The organism is Exiguobacterium indicum HHS 31, assembly GCF_001939065.1.
GTDB classification, from domain to species: Bacteria; Bacillota; Bacilli; order Exiguobacteriales; family Exiguobacteriaceae; genus Exiguobacterium_A; species Exiguobacterium_A indicum.
The window spans coordinates 16,771-33,355 of the sequence record NZ_MPSZ01000001.1 but is presented as its reverse complement, the minus strand read 5'-3'; the positions used below and the strand labels follow the sequence as shown (position 1 = coordinate 33,355).

The window sequence follows — 16,585 nt, the reverse complement described above, 5'->3', positions numbered from 1 at the left end:
TACAAGAGCCTACACGATGGATTCATCGCGTAGGCTCTTTCTTGTTTATTATTTTCGAGCGTAGTATTCACCAATCACAAGCGCCAAGGCTGCCCCACCAACGACATAGATGGATCCGCTTAAAAAGAATCCAAGTAGCGTCAAGACGATGCATTGACTGATTGCTGCGAAGCGGATGATTTTCCGTTTCGCCTGTACAGCATTTCCAAACGGTAATAGACGAGTCAATAGATGTTGGTCCACTGCCTTCGTGAACGGTGCTAGTTGAAAGCTTGTCAATCCTGCAAACGCAGGGATTGCAAGCGCAACGAACAACTCGTTGCCACTCGCTAACCACATGAACACAGCCCCGATCAGCGTCAAACGAACAATCAATCCGATCCCGTCTCCACTCCGGATGAACTGTTTGACATACAAGTAATCGAATGTCGTTTGAGCTCGATATGGAATCCGCTCGACCATGTTACTCAAGAGACGACGGCGTTTATACGTTGCCGATAAATGCGGCACATCGACGAACCAGTTCGCTAGTCGATAAAAACGATCACGCGATTCCTGTTCGAGCGCAATCCATTCGCGTAGAGGAAGATGGTCCTGACGCTTTAAATGGAGTACGACCATTAAGAGAAGTGCGACGACAATTGTCATCCACGCCATATCGATGATGACGAGTAGCGCCGCTCCGAACGCATACAGTAACACCGTCCGATGTGCGATGCCTTCAAGCTTTGATAAATTCGCAGCAGCTCCGAACAAAGCAAGCGCTACCCCAAGTAAAACAAGTTCAAGTGGTGTCGTCTGTTCCGTTCGAACATAGAGAACAACGACAGCTAAAAACGGAATCACGGCACGGATGATACCAAAGACCGCATTGTACGCTCGTACTTGTTGCATGAAACTTGATAACTTCGCTAACACCGGTAATAGAAACACTTGGTCCGCCTCAACGAGAAACGTCCGACTCGTCCGATAGAGCGGTAAAATCAGAAACAAGGCTGCCATGACGAATCGACCTGGAAACGATGGATCGAGTTGGTCGAGGAAACGTCCGTAGACGACTAAACCGTACAAAATAACGAAGTAAACGGTAAATAACAGTCCGCCATTCGCCATGTACCTTGTATATTTCACCGTTTCCGTCATCGCCGCCTGGTAGCGTTCCTTCCATAAGGACTGGCTGTTCATAGTTCCGCCTCCTCGATCGCGGCAACGTACAGATCATCCAGCGTTCCATCTTGCAGTCCATATCGTGCGCGTAAAGCAGTTGTCGTTCCCTCTGCTGCAATGTGCCCCTCATGTAAGAGCACGAATCGGTTACAGTGACGCTCGGCTGTCTCAAGAATATGCGTCGACATTAAGATCCCCTTACCGTCCTGCTTCAGTTCACTAAAAATCTGAAGTAACTCTCGGATTGCCAGTGGATCAAGTCCAACGAACGGTTCATCGACGATCAACAGTTCACTGCCTGTGACGAGTGCACATAAAATCATCGCTTTTTGCTTCATCCCTTTTGAGAAGACACTTGGAAACCATTCGAGTTGCTTCGTCATTCGAAGTCGTTCAGCATAATGTTGCGCGCGTTCTGTCGCGATTGCTTCTTCGACGTCATATCCTTGCGCCATCAGACGAAGGTGCTCCCGTAACGTCAGTTGTTCATATAACATCGGCTGCTCCGGAATATACGCCACTTGGCGACGATACTCGGTTTCGTTCGTCGTTAAATCCAATCCATTGATTCGAACCGATCCCGTCTTGACCGGTAAAAGACCAAGGATATGCTTGATCGTCGTTGATTTTCCGGCACCGTTCAACCCAATTAGACCGACGAGTTCACCTCGGTCGACTTCGATATTGATGTCATGCAGAACGGTTTTTGATCCGTATCCTCCTGACAAATCTTTAATGTCTAATAACATATCTGCCACTCCCTTTAGGCTCATCGTAAAGTAGACTCGCTTCGTTTTTCTAGCGTAACGCCTAGTTTTTTAAAATATAATGTTTTAATACTTGTTTTTTCGGCAATTACTCTAAGTGTAATCGTTACATCAATATATGAAAACGATTTACATGTAAATTGAAAGTGAAATCAATGAATCGTCTATTCATTCTCTATCAAGTGGTCTAATCGTCTAGTCATTTAAAGAATGAACTAAAGAATGAACGATTTCAGATTTTTTCATTTTCGCACGTGTTTATAACTGCCTGAAAACAGGTAAAACTAATATGTAGAGGAGATGTTTAGAAATGGGTTTCTTATGGGCACTCATCATTGGTGGTCTCATCGGTTGGATCGCAAGTTTAATTATCGGGAAAGATGTGCCGGGTGGCATCATCGGTAACATCATCGCTGGTTTCATCGGTTCGATGATCGGTCAAGCCATCTTTGGTTCAATGGGACCAAAAATCGCTGGTTTCGCAGTCATTCCGGCTATTCTCGGAGCAGTCATCTTGATCTTCATCGTCTCACTTATTCTCCGGGCAGTACGTAAGTAATCATATATCTTAAATTGAAAAGGAGTGTTTTAAATGGGATTCTTATGGGCATTAATCGTCGGTGGTATTATTGGTTGGTTAGCAAGCTTGATTTTAGGTAAAGATGTTCCAGGTGGTATCATTGGTAACATCATCGCTGGTTTCGTTGGTGCATTGATTGGTCAAGCATTATTCGGAAACTGGGGTCCAATGGTTGCTGGATTCGCAATCGTACCTGCTTTACTCGGAGCTATCATTCTTATCCTCATCGTATCGTTCATTCTCCGTGCGGTGAATAAACGATAACCAAAAATCCTCGGACGTTCTGTCCGAGGATTTTTTTAGTCTTTTAATTGTAACCACATACCGTCCTCTCGCTCGACGACTCGTTTTTCTGCTCGTAAGTTCAACCATTCGAACACACCTTCGAGAAAACTAGACGGATATTCCCAAACGGTACCGACTTGCTCGCGCTTCTTTCGTTCTGGTTTTCCAGCGATGGCTTCTAACTCATCTGGAGTCTTATTTAATCGGATTAGCAATTCTTCCACCTGCCCCGATTGATAGGTCACTTCATATCCATCGTATCGTGCTCGATTGGCAACGGTCGAATCAGGCGTGCCGAACGTATTCTCGAACGAGTCACGCGAACGTCCGAGATAGCCAGTCATCGTATCGATACTTTTTCCAGTCCGGGCTTTCACTTCCGTCTCAAGTAACGTTTTGATATCGACTGCATATTCGTTCGAAACGGTCGTATTGAATCGATCAGCCAATTTAAAGTCGACTGTCGCGTTCGGTTCATCTCCGAGTTGTACAGTCTTTGATTCCTGGACGGTCTGTCCGGATTGTTCCGCACTTGCTTGAACATCGTACTCTCCAGGAGATCGCTTGAGTTCAAGGGATTTCTGATCAATCGTCCCGACTTCTTCTCCATCTAATGAAATCTTCGTTCCCGGTAAATCACTTGAAACGGTTAACCGCTGAGGATTCACATCGAGAGAGTACCGGTCATACCAAAGCCATCCATCTTCTTCTTGAAGCGAAAACAGATGTGTCTTCACTTGCTTCCCTGCGCCTTGATCCTGTTTGACTTGTGCGATGACCCGGTCCGTCCGTTCTGAGTCAGCCGTCAACCAATTAACGAGTCGCGTCGCTTCACTCATCGGTAGTGACTTACCATTCATCGTGACGAGTTGTTGGAATCTACGCTGATCCTTTTCCTTTAACAAGGTAGCAAGACGCTCGTCTGTTTTCTCCATTCTCGCCGCTTCTTGCATGTTACGTCCAAACCAAAAGGCAACGAATAAGAAAAGACCGACGATGATGACGCTACCGACGAGCAGGCGCCGTTTTCGTTTTTTTTGTGCCGTCGTGGCTACTCGTGATGCCATGCAATTCGCTCCTTCCTTCAGTAGCTGTATGTTTCTAAGTGTATCGGGTTCAATTTGACTGTCAATCGTGCGGAAGTCGGAAACTTTCCGTATACTAATATTATCTTACCCAAGGGAGTGAACGTTCCATGCAAAAAGAGTCATGTATCTTCTGTAAAATTGCTCGCAAAGAAGTCCCTGGTCATATCGTATTCGAGAACGAACAAGTTCTCGCTTTCCTTGACCTGTCACAAGTGACGAAAGGACATACGCTCGTCATCCCAAAACAACATGCCGATAATTTGTATGATCTCTCTCCTGAACAAGCACAAGACGTATTTGCGACGATCCCGCAAATCAGTCGTGCGCTTCAACAAGAGACAGAGGCAGCTGGCATGAATCTCTTATCGAATACAGGAAAAGTAGCGGGTCAATCGGTCTCTCACTTCCACCTGCACCTCATTCCGCGTCACGATAAACAAGACGGTTTCGGTGCAAAATGGGAAGTTCATAATGACGATTACACGGCAGAGGAATTAGCTGAACTCGCTAACTCGATCGCTTCTCGCATCTAAGTCTGTTCTTTTTCTTCTATTCTTAGAAAAATATTGCCGAAATAGGTTTCTTTCATTCGATTTTCGGTAAAATAATATGAAACAAATATTTTAATATTAAAAAGGAGGTTCAATATGTCGAAGCGTCCCGCCCGTAACTGGGTCGCTTTTGGTGCTACGCTAACACTTGTGACTTTTTACGGTCTGAAGGCGCTTCGCCAAGGTACGAAAAGCGACTCTTCGAACGGTCATCAACGTCGAAATTCTTATTCTACAATCGTAACGAATGTGCAGGATTTGACCCAGGAGGGCAAGAACTTAGTAGAGACAGCAAAAGCGTCTGGTATGCACTTCAAAGAAGAAGTCATGCAGAGCGTCTCGGAATACCAAACGGAAGTCCAAGCATCGCTCACGAAGATCCAGTCTCTCGCTGATGAAGCGAAACAGGAAGCAGACCAGCTTTCTCCACAAAAGTAAGATCCGTTGCTTCGATTTGTTTTTGTATAGTTTGCATTTTGCGCGTTTGAGCCATTGTCACCTTTCGAAAGGATGAGTCAGATATGGAACACGAAAAGTTATATCCTGGACAAGAGGCTTTGTTGTATAGCCACAAGATTGTCCAGTTAAGCAAAGCACTATGGAAAACGGTAGAAAAAGATTGGCAAAATTGGATCAAGCCCTTTGATCTGAACATCAATGAACATCATATCTTGTGGATTTCGCACGCGCTAGGCGGTGCCTCGATTTCAGAGATCGCGAAATATGGTGTCATGCACGTCTCGACGGCATTCAACTTCTCGAAGAAGTTAGAAGACCGCGGATTGTTGACGTTCTCGAAAAAGGAAACAGATAAACGAAATACCTACGTCCAGTTGACACCAGAGGGCGAATCACTCTTGCTTGAGACGATTCAAGCGTTCCGCCCTGAAGAAAACGGTGTCTTCCGTGCATCACTTCCTCTTCAGGAATTGTACGGGAAGTTCCCGGAATTAACGGACATTTCTGCGATCGTACGTCGCTTGTATGGCGACAGCTTCATGGACATATTCGCTGAGACATCAAAGATGATCACAGAAGAAGCAGATCGTCGCCCTCAAGATCCAGTCATGGACTCAATCAAAAAAGCATAACCTTACCAAAAGCGTTTTAGCCTCTAGCTAGAATGCTTTTTTAGGTCTTTTTTCCTCATGACAAGGACATTACTACTATGTCTCAAGAGCGTTATTTCCCTCACAATTTCCCATAAAAATTATCCTCAACCGACTACTTGGATGTGATAGCATGGAAAAGAGCAAGTATCTCTTGGCATGACAAGATACAGCTGTCAACCAGACGAGAATATGATATGATAAAACGGTTGAAATAAATGGTAAATTAGGGGTGTATGTATGAAAAAGAAATTGTTAGGCGCAGCAGCAGTCGCAAGTGTATTTACGTTAGCAGCATGTGGATCAAATGACGAAGCCGTCATCAATTACAAAGGTGGCGAAGTCAACAAGGCTGACGTCCAAGAAGAAGCATACGAAAAAGCTGGTGCTCAAATCGCTTTCCAGCAAACAATGAACAAATTGCTTGAGAAGAAATACGGCAAAGAAGTCACGGATAAAGAAGTCGAAGCAGAAGTCAAGAAGACAAAAGACCAGTTCCCGGATAAAGAGCAGTTCAATACAACATTGAAATCTGCTGGAATCAAGAACGAAAAAGAATTCGAGACAGTTCTTCGCACACAAATGCTCTTAACGGAAGCAAAATCTGCGAAATCAAAAGTAACAGATAAAGAAATCCAAGAGCGTTTTGACCAAGAAAAAGTCGAAGTCAAAGCAAGCCATATCCTCGTTGCGAAAGAGTCAGAAGCAAAAGACATCAAAAAACAATTGGATGACGGCGCGGACTTCGCGAAACTGGCAAAAGAGAAATCAACAGATACAGGTAGCGGTGCAAAAGGTGGAGACCTTGGATACTTCACAAAAGGTAAAATGGTCAAGGAATTCGAAGATTATGCGTTCAAGGATGGCGTTGAAGGTAAAATCTCCGATCCAATTAAAACACAATTCGGTTACCACATCATCAAAGTAGTCGATCGTAAAGAAAAGAAAGACTTTACGCTTGATAAAGAAAAAGCACGCATCAAAAAAGCACTTGCTGAAGAAAAAGCAGCACAAGTCAACCCGAACGATATCTACCGTTCACTCATGAAAGAATACGATGTTAAAATCGAAAACAAAGACTTCAAGGATGCTTTTGATTTAGATAAACAAGAACAACAACAAATGCAACAACAAATGATGCAACAACAACAGCAGTAATCAAAAAAGGAAGCCTTTGGGGCTTCCTTTTTTCGTGTCGTTTTTCATTCATATGAGCGATAGTTAACGAACCGTCCGGATTGGTGCCCGTTCGTATTGTTTCGGCAAGGCGACCGTATCTCCTAGTTCGGCTGCCGCATGATAGACCCAATAAGGTTGGCGAAGTAGTTCACGTGCGAGCAGGACGATATCTGCTCGACCGTTACGGATGATTTCTTCTGCATGGGCAGCTGTCGTAATCAATCCAACCGCGCCTGTTGCAATACCCGTCTCTCGTTTCAACTCTTCTGCATAGCTCACTTGATAGCCTGGATACACTTCCGGTACGGCATTAGCGACGACAGCCCCTGAACTGCAATCGAGTAGATCGATGTGACGTGCAGCTAGTTCTTTCGCGAGTGGAATATAATCCGTCGCCGTCATTCCCCCTGTTGCGTGATCGGCTGCTGAAATCCGGACCCAGATCGAGAGCTTGGAAACGGCTTGAATGCCATCAATGATCTCTAGCAACAAGCGCATCCGATTTTCAACCGATCCACCGTATTGGTCCTCACGAACGTTTGATAACGGAGAGAGGAACGTGTTCAGTAAGTAACCATGAGCCCCATGAATTTCAATGAAATCATACCCTGCTCGTTCCGCACGCAGTGCTGCATCGATGAACTGTTGTTTGATCGTCGCGATTTCCTCAAGCGTTAATGCTCGTGGATGTGTATACGTATCATCAAACGGTAAAGCACTCGGTGCAACGGGTGGTTCTGCCGTCGTACTTTTGCGCCCGGCATGGGCCAGTTGAATGCCTGCTTTTGCACCCGCTGCTTTGACTTGCTCTGCGATCCGTTGTAAGCCTTCGATATGAGCATCTGACCAAATTCCAAGATCACCGGCTGAAATGCGACCGTCTGGCGTAACAGCACTCGCTTCTAAGATGACGCCACCGACACCACCCATCGCACGGGTTGCATAGTGCGTGACATGCCAATCCGTAACGAGTCCATCTTCTTTTGCACTGTACATACACATCGGCGCCATGATGACCCGATTTCGGAATGTCAACGTTCCGAGTTGAACCGTATCAAACAACTTCGTCTTCATCTTTTCTCCCCCTTATAGCTTCGGACGGTAAAAAGCACGATTATCTAGTGCGAATGATCGTTCCGAGAACTGTCCTGGCTCGACATATTCAAGGAGACGATCCATCATCGTCATCCGTGCATCAAGGTTATCGATCAAGAACAAAACTTCTGCCTCGCGCATCTGTGGTGCGACAGCAGAACCCCATTCCGGTCGTCCGTGATGACTTAAGACGAGATGTTGCAAGACCGTCAGTACTTCTGCGTCAATTTGTAATTCTGCTCCGACTTTTTCAAGTTCCGCTACCATCATCGTAATATGACCGACGAGTTTACCAGGCAACGTATATTCCGGTGCAACCGGATCGGATAACTCCTTGATTTTCGCATAATCGTGCAGAATGATGCCACTGATTAGCACGTCACGGTTTAAGGTCGGATAGAGTTGAGCGATTTGATCCGCTAGACGCAACATCGAAAGGACGTGGTATGACAGCCCCGAGTAAAAAGCATGATGGTTCTTGACCGCTGCCGGATGCGTGAAGTAAGCGTCGAATCGCGAAGTAATCAAATGTTTAACGAGCTTTTTCATATCACTGTTCTGAATCGATTCTACGAACGCGAGGACTTCCGTCTCGATTTGCTCTCGCGGAATCGGTGCGGATTGGACATAGTCCTCGACATTCGTCTCCTCTAGAACCGTGATTTGTTTGAGCTTGAGTTGTGTCCGCCCTCGATAGTCCATGACTTCTCCAGCAGCATGGACGATTGATTTCGGCGCATATTTTTCAAGATCACTCGTATCCCACATCTTCGTCTCGATTTCGCCTGTCTTATCCGTCAAGATGAGCGTCAAGTATGGTTTCCCATTCGCTGCAATTCCTTTGACCGCTTGCTTGATCATCGCTCGTTGATCGAGCGTTTCTCCAACTGCTAATTTACCAATTCCTTTCATACTTGAAACACGTCCTTTATCTGTAAAATAGGTGTCTTTTTTATATTCCATTGACTACACTTAAGGCATATACTATTTCATTCTACTATATGGGAGTCATGAACATGGAACTGGAACCTCAATTTAATTGGTCTCGCTATCTCGATTTAGCTGACTATGAACAAACCTTTCCGACGGCTGCCGTCGATCAATCCGAAATGGACTGGGTGACGCAGCTGCGATCGAAAGACATGAACTTCACCCGCTCGGAAAAAGGGGTTCTCTATGGCGCTGTCGTCACCTGGCAAAATCCTGTCGACAAAAGTGACCGCCGCTCGATTTGCTTTTATGTAACGAAAGAAAAACTGATCACGATTGGATTGTCGGATTCAATCGTGTCCCTGGTCGCTCCCTATTCTCCCGCGCATCCATTCGCAGCCTTTTATACGATTCTTGCTTTACAGCTGAACACGTATTTTGCCGGTATCGATCAGTTTGAGACGGAACTATTCTCAAGACAAGATGAACTACGTGGCAGCATCAATGAAGATTCGCTCGATAGCATCTTCGCTTTACGCGACACGATCGAGAACTGGTCCGATTTAATCGTTCCGTTTCAAGAGCTCGTCATGGCTGGTGAAGAATCATTTCTCGACGAGGACGCGTATCTCGAGGATCTCTCGTTGAAACTAGCTACGAAACGTGTCCGCCGTCTGTTGATGCTCATTGAACATTATCAAAAAGACATTGAGGTCCTGCTCGACTTATCGACGACCGTCTCGAACTTCCGTGGAAACGAAATCATGAAGGCATTAACAATCTTTACTGCCGTCGCGACACCAACGATGGCTCTCGGTGCGATTTGGGGGATGAACTTTAAAATCATGCCGGAATTAGAATGGAAATACGGTTACGCCCTATCCCTTGGTCTAATTTTTCTCTCGACCGGTGGCATCTTCTACTGGATGCGCTGGCGTGGATGGTTAGGCGCTCTTGTTCGGATGCCAAAGAACAGTCGACCAAAAAAATAGATATCAGAACATAAGTTCGTTATACTAATTGTATCATATCTACTGAAAGGAGACGCTTGTACGATGGAACGAAAAATCATTCATATTGATATGGACGCCTTTTACGCTTCCGTCGAGCAACGCGATCGTCCTCGATTAAAAGGTGTTCCCGTCGTCGTCGGTGGACCGCCTCATGCACGTGGTGTCGTAGCGACCTGTTCCTATGAAGCACGGAAATACGGTATCCATAGCGCGATGCCGTCAAGACGTGCCTTCCAGCTCTGCCCCCGTGCGGTCTTCATTCGTCCCCGCTTTGACGTCTACCGAGCTGTCAGTGCGCAAATCATGGCGCTTTTTCGAGAAGTGACACCGCTCGTCGAGCCTCTCTCGCTTGATGAAGCGTATCTTGACGTCACGGAAAATTATTTTGATCAAAAAAGTGCGACCTATATCGCGCAATATGTTCTTCAGCAAATTAAAGAACGGACAGGTCTGACGGCCTCTGCTGGTGTTTCGAACTCTAAGCTCGTCGCGAAGGTCGCATCCGGATACGAGAAACCGAACGGGATGACGGTAGTTCCTCCAGAGGACGTCCTCAGTTTCTTGTCTCCATTAAAAATTGGAGATTTACACGGCGTCGGAAAAGTCACGGAACAAGCGTTACGAAAACAAGGAATTGAAACCGTCGCAGATGTCCAAGCAATGCCGGTCGAACAATTACGAGCATTGCTCGGACGCGATCGCGGAACGGAACTGCATGCGATGGCACACGGGATCGACGAGCGTCCGGTTCGTCCGGAACGCGAGCGAAAATCGATTGGTTCTGAGACGACCTTCGAAGAAGATACGGAGGATATCGATACGATATTCGAGACGTTGATTCGAGAATCAAAATCCGTCATTGCGAGTCTTCAAAAAAAAGAACTCGTTTGCCGGACGATCACGATCAAGTGGAAGACCGATACATTCCAGTCACGTTCGAAACGGCATACATTTTCAGAAGAAACGGCGGACGAAGAACGCTTACTTGAGGAAACAACGAAATTGTTCAATGGTATCACCTTCGACGGACCGATCCGCTTAATTGGTATGACGGTCAGTCACCTGACTACTCCTCCCGCTGCGCGACAGTTGACGTGGCAAGACTTAGACCTGCGCTTGTAAAATGAATAGCTATTCATTATACTAAGTACAAGACCGATCAGACAAGGGAGGAACAAGTATGCAGTATACGATTACAGTCTTTTCAGACCGTGGTGAAACGTTACTCGATGACGTTTTTGAAGCAGAAGCAGATGGACAGGCACGAGAAGAAGGGATTCGGCGTCTCAATGAGAGTGGGTACGCTCATCATGCAGCTCGTGTCACACGTTCAGGTCGTTTGATTCATTTCGAGCGCGCTTACTTGCCACGGATCGTCCCTACTTCATCTTGAGCTATACAAAAAAGGAAGACGGCCATAATGGCGCGTCTTCCTTTTTGATGACTTATTGAACGTCGTCTTGTTGCTCCATCATTGGCGCGTAGAGTTCTTCTAACGGCTTCATGATGATTTGTGTGACTTCCGTCAGAATCGTGTGCATCCGTTGCTCTTCTTGCATCAGCTGACTGATTAATGGGTTGTTTTGGACTTCAAGCATCTTTGTTTGGGCAGACGCCATATCGTCTGGTGTGATTTCTTCACCTTGCATCTGCTTTTGTTGTAATTCGAGTTGGATGTTACGGAACGATGCAAACAATTCGTTTGATTCCGGATCCGCGTTAACTTGCGTGTACAAATCTTTTAATGTCGTGTACTCCGAAGTCTCACGTAATGCACGCTCCAGTGTGTACGCGTGATCATATAAGTTTGTTTCTGCCATGAGTAAAACCTCCAATTTGTTTAGACGAGATAAAGCCCCGCCTGTATCAATCCAATTAAACCACCTAACAACCCTCCAAGCCAAGTGATAGCCCGGAATTCTCGCTTGGAAATCGATAAGACGATTTCCTCGAGATACGCAGTATCCAGCAAACCGACCTCTTCTCGAACAATCGTTTCGAGATCAAGCGTTTGTAGAATTTGCCCGATTTGATTCGTCGTCCGTTCGAATAGATGATCGATGACGACAGGGACATGTTGCTCGAGTAATTGTGACTCGAGGGGATTCAACCAGACGCGTAATGGTGTAGCAAGCATCGATTCAATCGGTAAACGCGCCAAGACTTGTTCTTTGACGGTCTGTCGAATCCGTGACTCCGTCTCTTCTGTCATATAAGACGACAGTGGACGATCTAGTCCCTTTTGCCATTCCTGACGTAATAAGGCAAGGATGAACTGAGACGTCGACTCTGATTGAAGTACCCGTTTCAGCTCCGGCTGAATCATATCAACGACGTTGACGTTCGCGAGCAACATCCCGAACATCCCACCTCCGAGACGCTGTTGGATGAAACGAGCAACCGTTTCCTCGAGTTGTAGACGCCCTTCTGGTCCATCAAAATATTCCTCTGCTTGGTGCAATACGGATGTGACGAGTCTTGGCATGACCTCTTCGATTTTTTGTTCTCCGGCTTCCCCGATCAACTCGCGCACGGACTGCTCACGCCATTTACCCATGAGGAATGAAAACTCCTGCTCCAAGTGATAACTGATTTTCCCTTGAATCCGTTGTTTGGGTTCATCGATGAATCGACTAATCCACGCTTCCGTCGTCTCTTCTGAACGTGTCCATTTCATGACTTCATGTTCGACGAGCCGTGTGACAGCTCCACGAACAGCTGGTGATGCGAGACGTTTCCCGATCCCTTCTGGCGTCAAGAGATGCTTGACGACCGTCCGTCCGAGATTCGCTGCTAGTTCATCTCGCCGTTTAGGAATCAGACCCGGCGTAAACGGCACGCGAAATTTTCCGATGTATTTCGGTTCAAGTGGTCGAAATAACATCCGAATCGCTAGATGATTCGTGACTGCGCCAATCAGGGCCCCAATGACAATGATTCCGACAAGTTTCAATACGAGTAAAAACGTATCTGACATAAGTTATCATTCCTTCCGATTTTCGACTTATGGTAAAGTCGAGATAGTTATGTACGATTTAGGAGTGATGCCATGTGTTACGACAACTGATGACTGTATTCAATGACCAGCTTACGACCGATCCGAATGTTTATTGCCAGGAACAGTATAGCGTATATCGCCTTGAAGATGGACTCTGTTTTGGAATCAAGGCGACTGCCATCTCTGACCGCGAACAACAACTGCTTGATGTATTCGCTGAACGCATCATCACGACGTCGCGGTCTGATATCGATCTATGGCGAGAGCGTATCCAATCTGCTCATGCCCTCGAAGATCAGTCGTTCCGACTTGTCCATTTTTTGTTCAATCCAACCGATGAACGGACAAGTGAAGAAATTCAACAATTGCTCTCCTCTTTCTTTTCGCAGACGAGCATCCTTATTCCTTTTAGCACACACCGCTTCACGGTCGTTGAACGCGAAGAGTTTGTCATCGAGTCCGAACTATCCGATTTATTTTTTGCATTACAATCTGATTTTGTACTCGACGGTAAGGTATTGCTTGGTCAACAACGTGCTGCAGGTGATATCGCCGTTCAGTTCCAACTCGAACAAGCAGCGCTTGCTTTCGTTCCTTCGATGCAAATCGAACGTTTCTTGCCTGCCATGATCCGTCTTGCAAGTCTAGATGACCGGCACCGCGCGACACTCGTCGATCAGTTCATCCGTTTACTCGAGCCAGAGTCTCGTGAGACGATCCTTGCTTTTTGTCGAGCTAATTTGAACGTCTCCCTGACAGCAAAACATCTATTCTTACATCGAAATAGCCTCCAGTATCGACTCGACCGGTTGACGGAGCAGACTGGAATCGATGTTCGCTCATTTGAAGGCGCTACTTTCCTCTATACCTTACTTCTTGTAGCATGATGCCTAATTGAAAACGTTTGCATTTAGTCAGGTTGTCCATAGGCAGACTCCCTGACTTCTTTTATACTAAATCTTGTAAGCGTTATTATTTCATCATTTACATTAGGGGGAACTACACATGGCTGAAATTCGTCTTGAACATATCGATAAAATCTACTCAGGTGATGCAAAAGCGGTTGATGACTTCAACCTCCACATTAAAGATAAAGAATTCATCGTCTTCGTCGGACCATCAGGTTGCGGTAAATCAACGACGCTCCGGATGATTGCTGGACTTGAAGAAATCTCAGGTGGGGATTTCATCATCGACGGCAAACGCATGAACGATGTAGCGCCAAAAGATCGCGATATCGCGATGGTCTTCCAAAACTACGCGCTGTATCCACACATGAACGTCTTCGATAACATGGCGTTCGGATTAAAGCTTCGGAAGTTCCCAAAAGATGAAATCAAGCAACGCGTCGATAACGCAGCTCGTATCCTCGGTCTTGAAGAATACCTCGAGCGGAAGCCAAAAGCACTCTCTGGTGGTCAGCGTCAACGGGTAGCGATTGGTCGCGCCATCGTTCGTGATGCTAAAGTCTTCTTGATGGATGAGCCGCTCTCGAACTTAGATGCTAAATTGCGTGTACAAATGCGTAAGGAAATCATTCAGCTACACAAACGTCTTGAGACGACGACGATTTACGTTACGCACGATCAGACGGAAGCGATGACGCTTGCGACACGAATCGTCATCATGAAAGCGGGTATCATTCAACAAGTCGGTACGCCGAAAGAAGTCTATGATCACCCAGATAACATGTTCGTTGCCGGATTCATCGGTTCACCATCGATGAACTTCTTGACAGGTAAATTAGCGGAAGACGGTCTCTTCCACGTTTCAGGAACAGAAGAGAAGTTCGAAGTACCAGAAGGAAAAATGAAAGTTCTCCGCGACCGTGGTTACACGAACAAGGATCTCGTCCTCGGAATTCGTCCAGAGGACATCCATGCGGAATTGATCTACCAAGACACGAAAACAGCACACCGCTTCCCAGCACATATCGAAGTATCCGAATTGATGGGTGCAGAGTCTTACCTCTACTCAAAAGTCGGACAACAAGCGTTCACGGCACGTGTTGATTCACGCTCACACGTCGAGATGGGATCGCAGCTTGATCTCTTCTTCGATATGACAAAAGCACACTTCTTCGACTCTGCGACGGAAGCAACGATCCGTTAATCGCATCATCGATCAGTTACGATGTTTCAGACTGTCCTTTTAAGGGCAGTCTTTTTTATTGACAGACGTTCCTGTAACTTTGTATGATACTGCTTGTAGCTTAAAATTAATCCTATTCGAAAACTAGGAATTGAAATCATTCATTTATAAAGGAGAGAGCGCTATGAAACACGGTTTGAAATTAGCTGTAGCAGCATTATCGACAGCGGGGGTGCTTGCAGCATGCGGCGCTTCGAACGACAACGCAGGTTCTGATAAAGAGTCAAAAGTCATTACAGTCGGTACAGAAGCAACGTACCCACCTTTCACGTATAAAGAAAAAGGAAAATTGACAGGTTATGACGTAGACGTCATGAACGAAGTCGCAAAACGTGCCGGCTATAAAGTCGATTACAAAGCGATGGACTTCAAAGGACTCATCCCAGCACTCGATTCAAAACGAATCGATGTCATCGCGAACCAAATGGGAATCACGCCTGAGCGCCAAGAAAAATACGCTTTCTCTGATGCGTATACGGTCTCTGGTTCAACGATCATCGTCAACAATAAAACGAACGACATCAAAACACTCGACGACTTAAAAGGAAAGACAGTCGGTTCGACACAAGGTTCACTTTACGCGAAGACGGCTGAAGAAGCTGGCGCGAAAGTGAAATACTACAAAGGTGCGAACCAAGTCTTAAAAGATCTTGAAGCAGGTCGTGTTGATGCTGCTATGAACGATCGTCTCTTCGTTTTGACGGAGCTGAAGAAAGCAGGCTATAAAGTCAAAGCGGTCGGTGAGACGTTCGACAAGAACGAATCAGGCTTCATGATGGCAAAAAACAGCAAGTATACAGAAGACTTCAATAAAGCACTCTCTGAGATGCAAGAAGACGGCACTCTTGCAAAAATCGGTGAGAAGTATTTCAACGAGGATATCAGTAAGTGAGTGAATTACTAACGATCGTCCGGGATAACTCGGACGTCTACGCAAAGGCGATTGGTACGACCCTTCTAGCAAGTGGTCTCGCCATCGTCTTTGCGCTTATTCTCGGGTTGATTCTTGCCGTCATGCGTGATAGCCGTCTTGCCGTCTTTAGCGGTTTTGCACGTTTATACGTCTCCTTCTTCCGAGGAACACCATTGCTGTTACAAATCCTGATCTTATACAATGGTCTCGTTGTCCTTCAATTGACTGGATTCCAAGCTCTCGCTTTCGGCTTATCGCTTCACTTTTCTGCGTATATCTCAGAATCGTTCCGCGCTGCTATCTCCTCTGTCGATCGTGGACAATGGGAAGCCGCTGATTCGCTCGGTATTCCGCGCCGTAAGACATTCAAGGATGTCATCTTGCCGCAAGCACTATCTCGGGCGATTCCACCGCTTTCGAACTCTGTCATCGATATCATCAAATCGACATCACTCGGTACGATTGTTGCTGTCGAAGAATTGACGTATGTCTCTGACCAGATTTCAGCAACGACGTATCTCGTCATGCCGTTGCTGCTATTCTCAGCTGCGATTTACTGGATCATGTCAACGCTCATTCAAAGTGTTCAACATCGCTTGGAGGCACGATTCAGCATTCCAGAATGAATTTTCCACACTTGGAACCGTCAGGATTTCAAGTGTGTTTTTTTTAGATTTTTTTAGGTTTAGCACTAGGCAATCCGGGAATAATCAAGTATACTAATAAAAATCAGAATTATCTGACAACTTACAAAGGAGC

General features: G+C 46.0%; 20 protein-coding genes. 13 read left to right on the top strand and 7 right to left on the bottom strand.

The window, feature by feature from the left end; translation table 11 throughout:
- Positions 1-48 precede the first annotated feature (48 nt).
- Together N179_RS00245 and N179_RS00240 are read right to left on the bottom strand one after the other, a co-directional pair.
- Positions 49-1,185, bottom strand: coding sequence for an ABC transporter permease (locus tag N179_RS00245; protein ID WP_035398479.1), 1,137 nt, complete (start codon positions 1,183-1,185; stop codon positions 49-51).
- Positions 1,182-1,916 carry an ABC transporter ATP-binding protein gene (locus N179_RS00240; RefSeq protein WP_075641982.1) on the bottom strand — a complete coding sequence of 245 codons (735 nt, stop codon included), beginning with the start codon at positions 1,914-1,916 and terminating at the stop codon, positions 1,182-1,184. The genes N179_RS00245 and N179_RS00240 overlap by 4 nt, the downstream gene beginning before the upstream one ends.
- Before the next feature lie 328 nt (positions 1,917-2,244).
- On the opposite strand from N179_RS00240, the gene N179_RS00235 reads away from it, so the two are divergent.
- Both N179_RS00235 and N179_RS00230 read left to right on the top strand, forming a co-directional pair.
- Complete coding sequence (locus tag N179_RS00235; protein ID WP_023467349.1) at positions 2,245-2,493, top strand: GlsB/YeaQ/YmgE family stress response membrane protein; 249 nt, start codon at positions 2,245-2,247, stop codon at positions 2,491-2,493.
- A 33-nt stretch (positions 2,494-2,526) separates the two neighbouring features.
- Positions 2,527-2,778: a GlsB/YeaQ/YmgE family stress response membrane protein gene (locus tag N179_RS00230; RefSeq protein WP_023467348.1), complete on the top strand. Its 252-nt coding sequence runs from the start codon at positions 2,527-2,529 to the stop codon at positions 2,776-2,778.
- A 35-nt stretch (positions 2,779-2,813) separates the two neighbouring features.
- Here N179_RS00230 and N179_RS00225 read toward each other — a convergent pair whose 3' ends face one another.
- Positions 2,814-3,866: a TcaA second domain-containing protein gene (locus N179_RS00225; RefSeq protein WP_075641981.1), complete on the bottom strand. Its 1,053-nt coding sequence runs from the start codon at positions 3,864-3,866 to the stop codon at positions 2,814-2,816.
- Between the two features lie 128 nt (positions 3,867-3,994).
- On the opposite strand from N179_RS00225, the gene N179_RS00220 reads away from it, so the two are divergent.
- The 4 genes from N179_RS00220 to N179_RS00205 all read left to right on the top strand — a co-directional run bounded on the left by N179_RS00220 (position 3,995) and on the right by N179_RS00205 (position 6,705).
- Positions 3,995-4,420 (top strand): HIT family protein, encoded by a 426-nt coding sequence (locus tag N179_RS00220; RefSeq protein WP_023467346.1) that lies wholly within the window; start codon positions 3,995-3,997, stop codon positions 4,418-4,420.
- A gap of 114 nt (positions 4,421-4,534) precedes the next feature.
- Positions 4,535-4,876, top strand: a complete 342-nt coding sequence (locus tag N179_RS00215; RefSeq protein ID WP_023467345.1) for a hypothetical protein — start codon at positions 4,535-4,537, stop codon at positions 4,874-4,876.
- 83 nt (positions 4,877-4,959) lie between these two features.
- Positions 4,960-5,529: an HTH-type transcriptional regulator Hpr gene (locus tag N179_RS00210; protein WP_023467344.1), complete on the top strand. Its 570-nt coding sequence runs from the start codon at positions 4,960-4,962 to the stop codon at positions 5,527-5,529.
- A 258-nt stretch (positions 5,530-5,787) separates the two neighbouring features.
- A complete protein-coding gene (locus N179_RS00205) occupies positions 5,788-6,705 on the top strand; it encodes a peptidylprolyl isomerase (protein WP_023467343.1) in 918 nt (305 codons plus the stop codon).
- 63 nt (positions 6,706-6,768) lie between these two features.
- On the opposite strand, the gene namA is transcribed toward N179_RS00205, so the two are convergent.
- Entirely contained in the window at positions 6,769-7,800 is a 1,032-nt protein-coding gene (namA, locus tag N179_RS00200; RefSeq protein WP_075641980.1) for an NADPH dehydrogenase NamA, read from the bottom strand.
- Between the two features lie 12 nt (positions 7,801-7,812).
- A complete protein-coding gene (locus tag N179_RS00195; RefSeq protein WP_029340932.1) occupies positions 7,813-8,733 on the bottom strand; it encodes an HD domain-containing protein in 921 nt (306 codons plus the stop codon).
- 104 nt (positions 8,734-8,837) lie between these two features.
- Here N179_RS00195 and N179_RS00190 point away from each other — a divergent pair, with 104 nt between their 5' ends.
- The 3 genes from N179_RS00190 to N179_RS00180 all read left to right on the top strand — a co-directional run bounded on the left by N179_RS00190 (position 8,838) and on the right by N179_RS00180 (position 11,157).
- A complete protein-coding gene (locus N179_RS00190) occupies positions 8,838-9,743 on the top strand; it encodes a magnesium transporter CorA family protein (RefSeq protein WP_023467340.1) in 906 nt (301 codons plus the stop codon).
- A gap of 63 nt (positions 9,744-9,806) precedes the next feature.
- Positions 9,807-10,886, top strand: a complete 1,080-nt coding sequence (gene dinB, locus N179_RS00185) for a DNA polymerase IV (RefSeq protein WP_023467339.1) — start codon at positions 9,807-9,809, stop codon at positions 10,884-10,886.
- Between the two features lie 58 nt (positions 10,887-10,944).
- Positions 10,945-11,157 (top strand): YhzD family protein, encoded by a 213-nt coding sequence (locus N179_RS00180; RefSeq protein ID WP_023467338.1) that lies wholly within the window; start codon positions 10,945-10,947, stop codon positions 11,155-11,157.
- Between the two features lie 52 nt (positions 11,158-11,209).
- On the opposite strand, the gene N179_RS00175 is transcribed toward N179_RS00180, so the two are convergent.
- Positions 11,210-11,584, bottom strand: coding sequence for a YlbF/YmcA family competence regulator (locus N179_RS00175; RefSeq protein ID WP_075641979.1), 375 nt, complete (start codon positions 11,582-11,584; stop codon positions 11,210-11,212).
- Positions 11,585-11,604: 20 nt separating this feature from the next.
- Positions 11,605-12,741, bottom strand: a complete 1,137-nt coding sequence (locus tag N179_RS00170; RefSeq protein ID WP_023467336.1) for a DUF445 domain-containing protein — start codon at positions 12,739-12,741, stop codon at positions 11,605-11,607.
- A 74-nt stretch (positions 12,742-12,815) separates the two neighbouring features.
- Here N179_RS00170 and N179_RS00165 point away from each other — a divergent pair, with 74 nt between their 5' ends.
- The 4 genes from N179_RS00165 (at position 12,816) to N179_RS00150 (ending at position 16,452) form a co-directional block, all read left to right on the top strand.
- Positions 12,816-13,649: a PucR family transcriptional regulator gene (locus N179_RS00165; RefSeq protein ID WP_023467335.1), complete on the top strand. Its 834-nt coding sequence runs from the start codon at positions 12,816-12,818 to the stop codon at positions 13,647-13,649.
- Between the two features lie 118 nt (positions 13,650-13,767).
- Positions 13,768-14,874: an ABC transporter ATP-binding protein gene (locus N179_RS00160; RefSeq protein ID WP_023467334.1), complete on the top strand. Its 1,107-nt coding sequence runs from the start codon at positions 13,768-13,770 to the stop codon at positions 14,872-14,874.
- Between the two features lie 163 nt (positions 14,875-15,037).
- The gene (locus tag N179_RS00155) at positions 15,038-15,805 is read left to right on the top strand and encodes a transporter substrate-binding domain-containing protein (RefSeq protein ID WP_023467333.1); all 768 of its coding nucleotides are present in this window, start codon (positions 15,038-15,040) and stop codon (positions 15,803-15,805) included.
- The gene (locus tag N179_RS00150) at positions 15,802-16,452 is read left to right on the top strand and encodes an amino acid ABC transporter permease (RefSeq protein ID WP_023467332.1); all 651 of its coding nucleotides are present in this window, start codon (positions 15,802-15,804) and stop codon (positions 16,450-16,452) included. The genes N179_RS00155 and N179_RS00150 overlap by 4 nt, the downstream gene beginning before the upstream one ends.
- Positions 16,453-16,585: the final 133 nt, after the last annotated feature.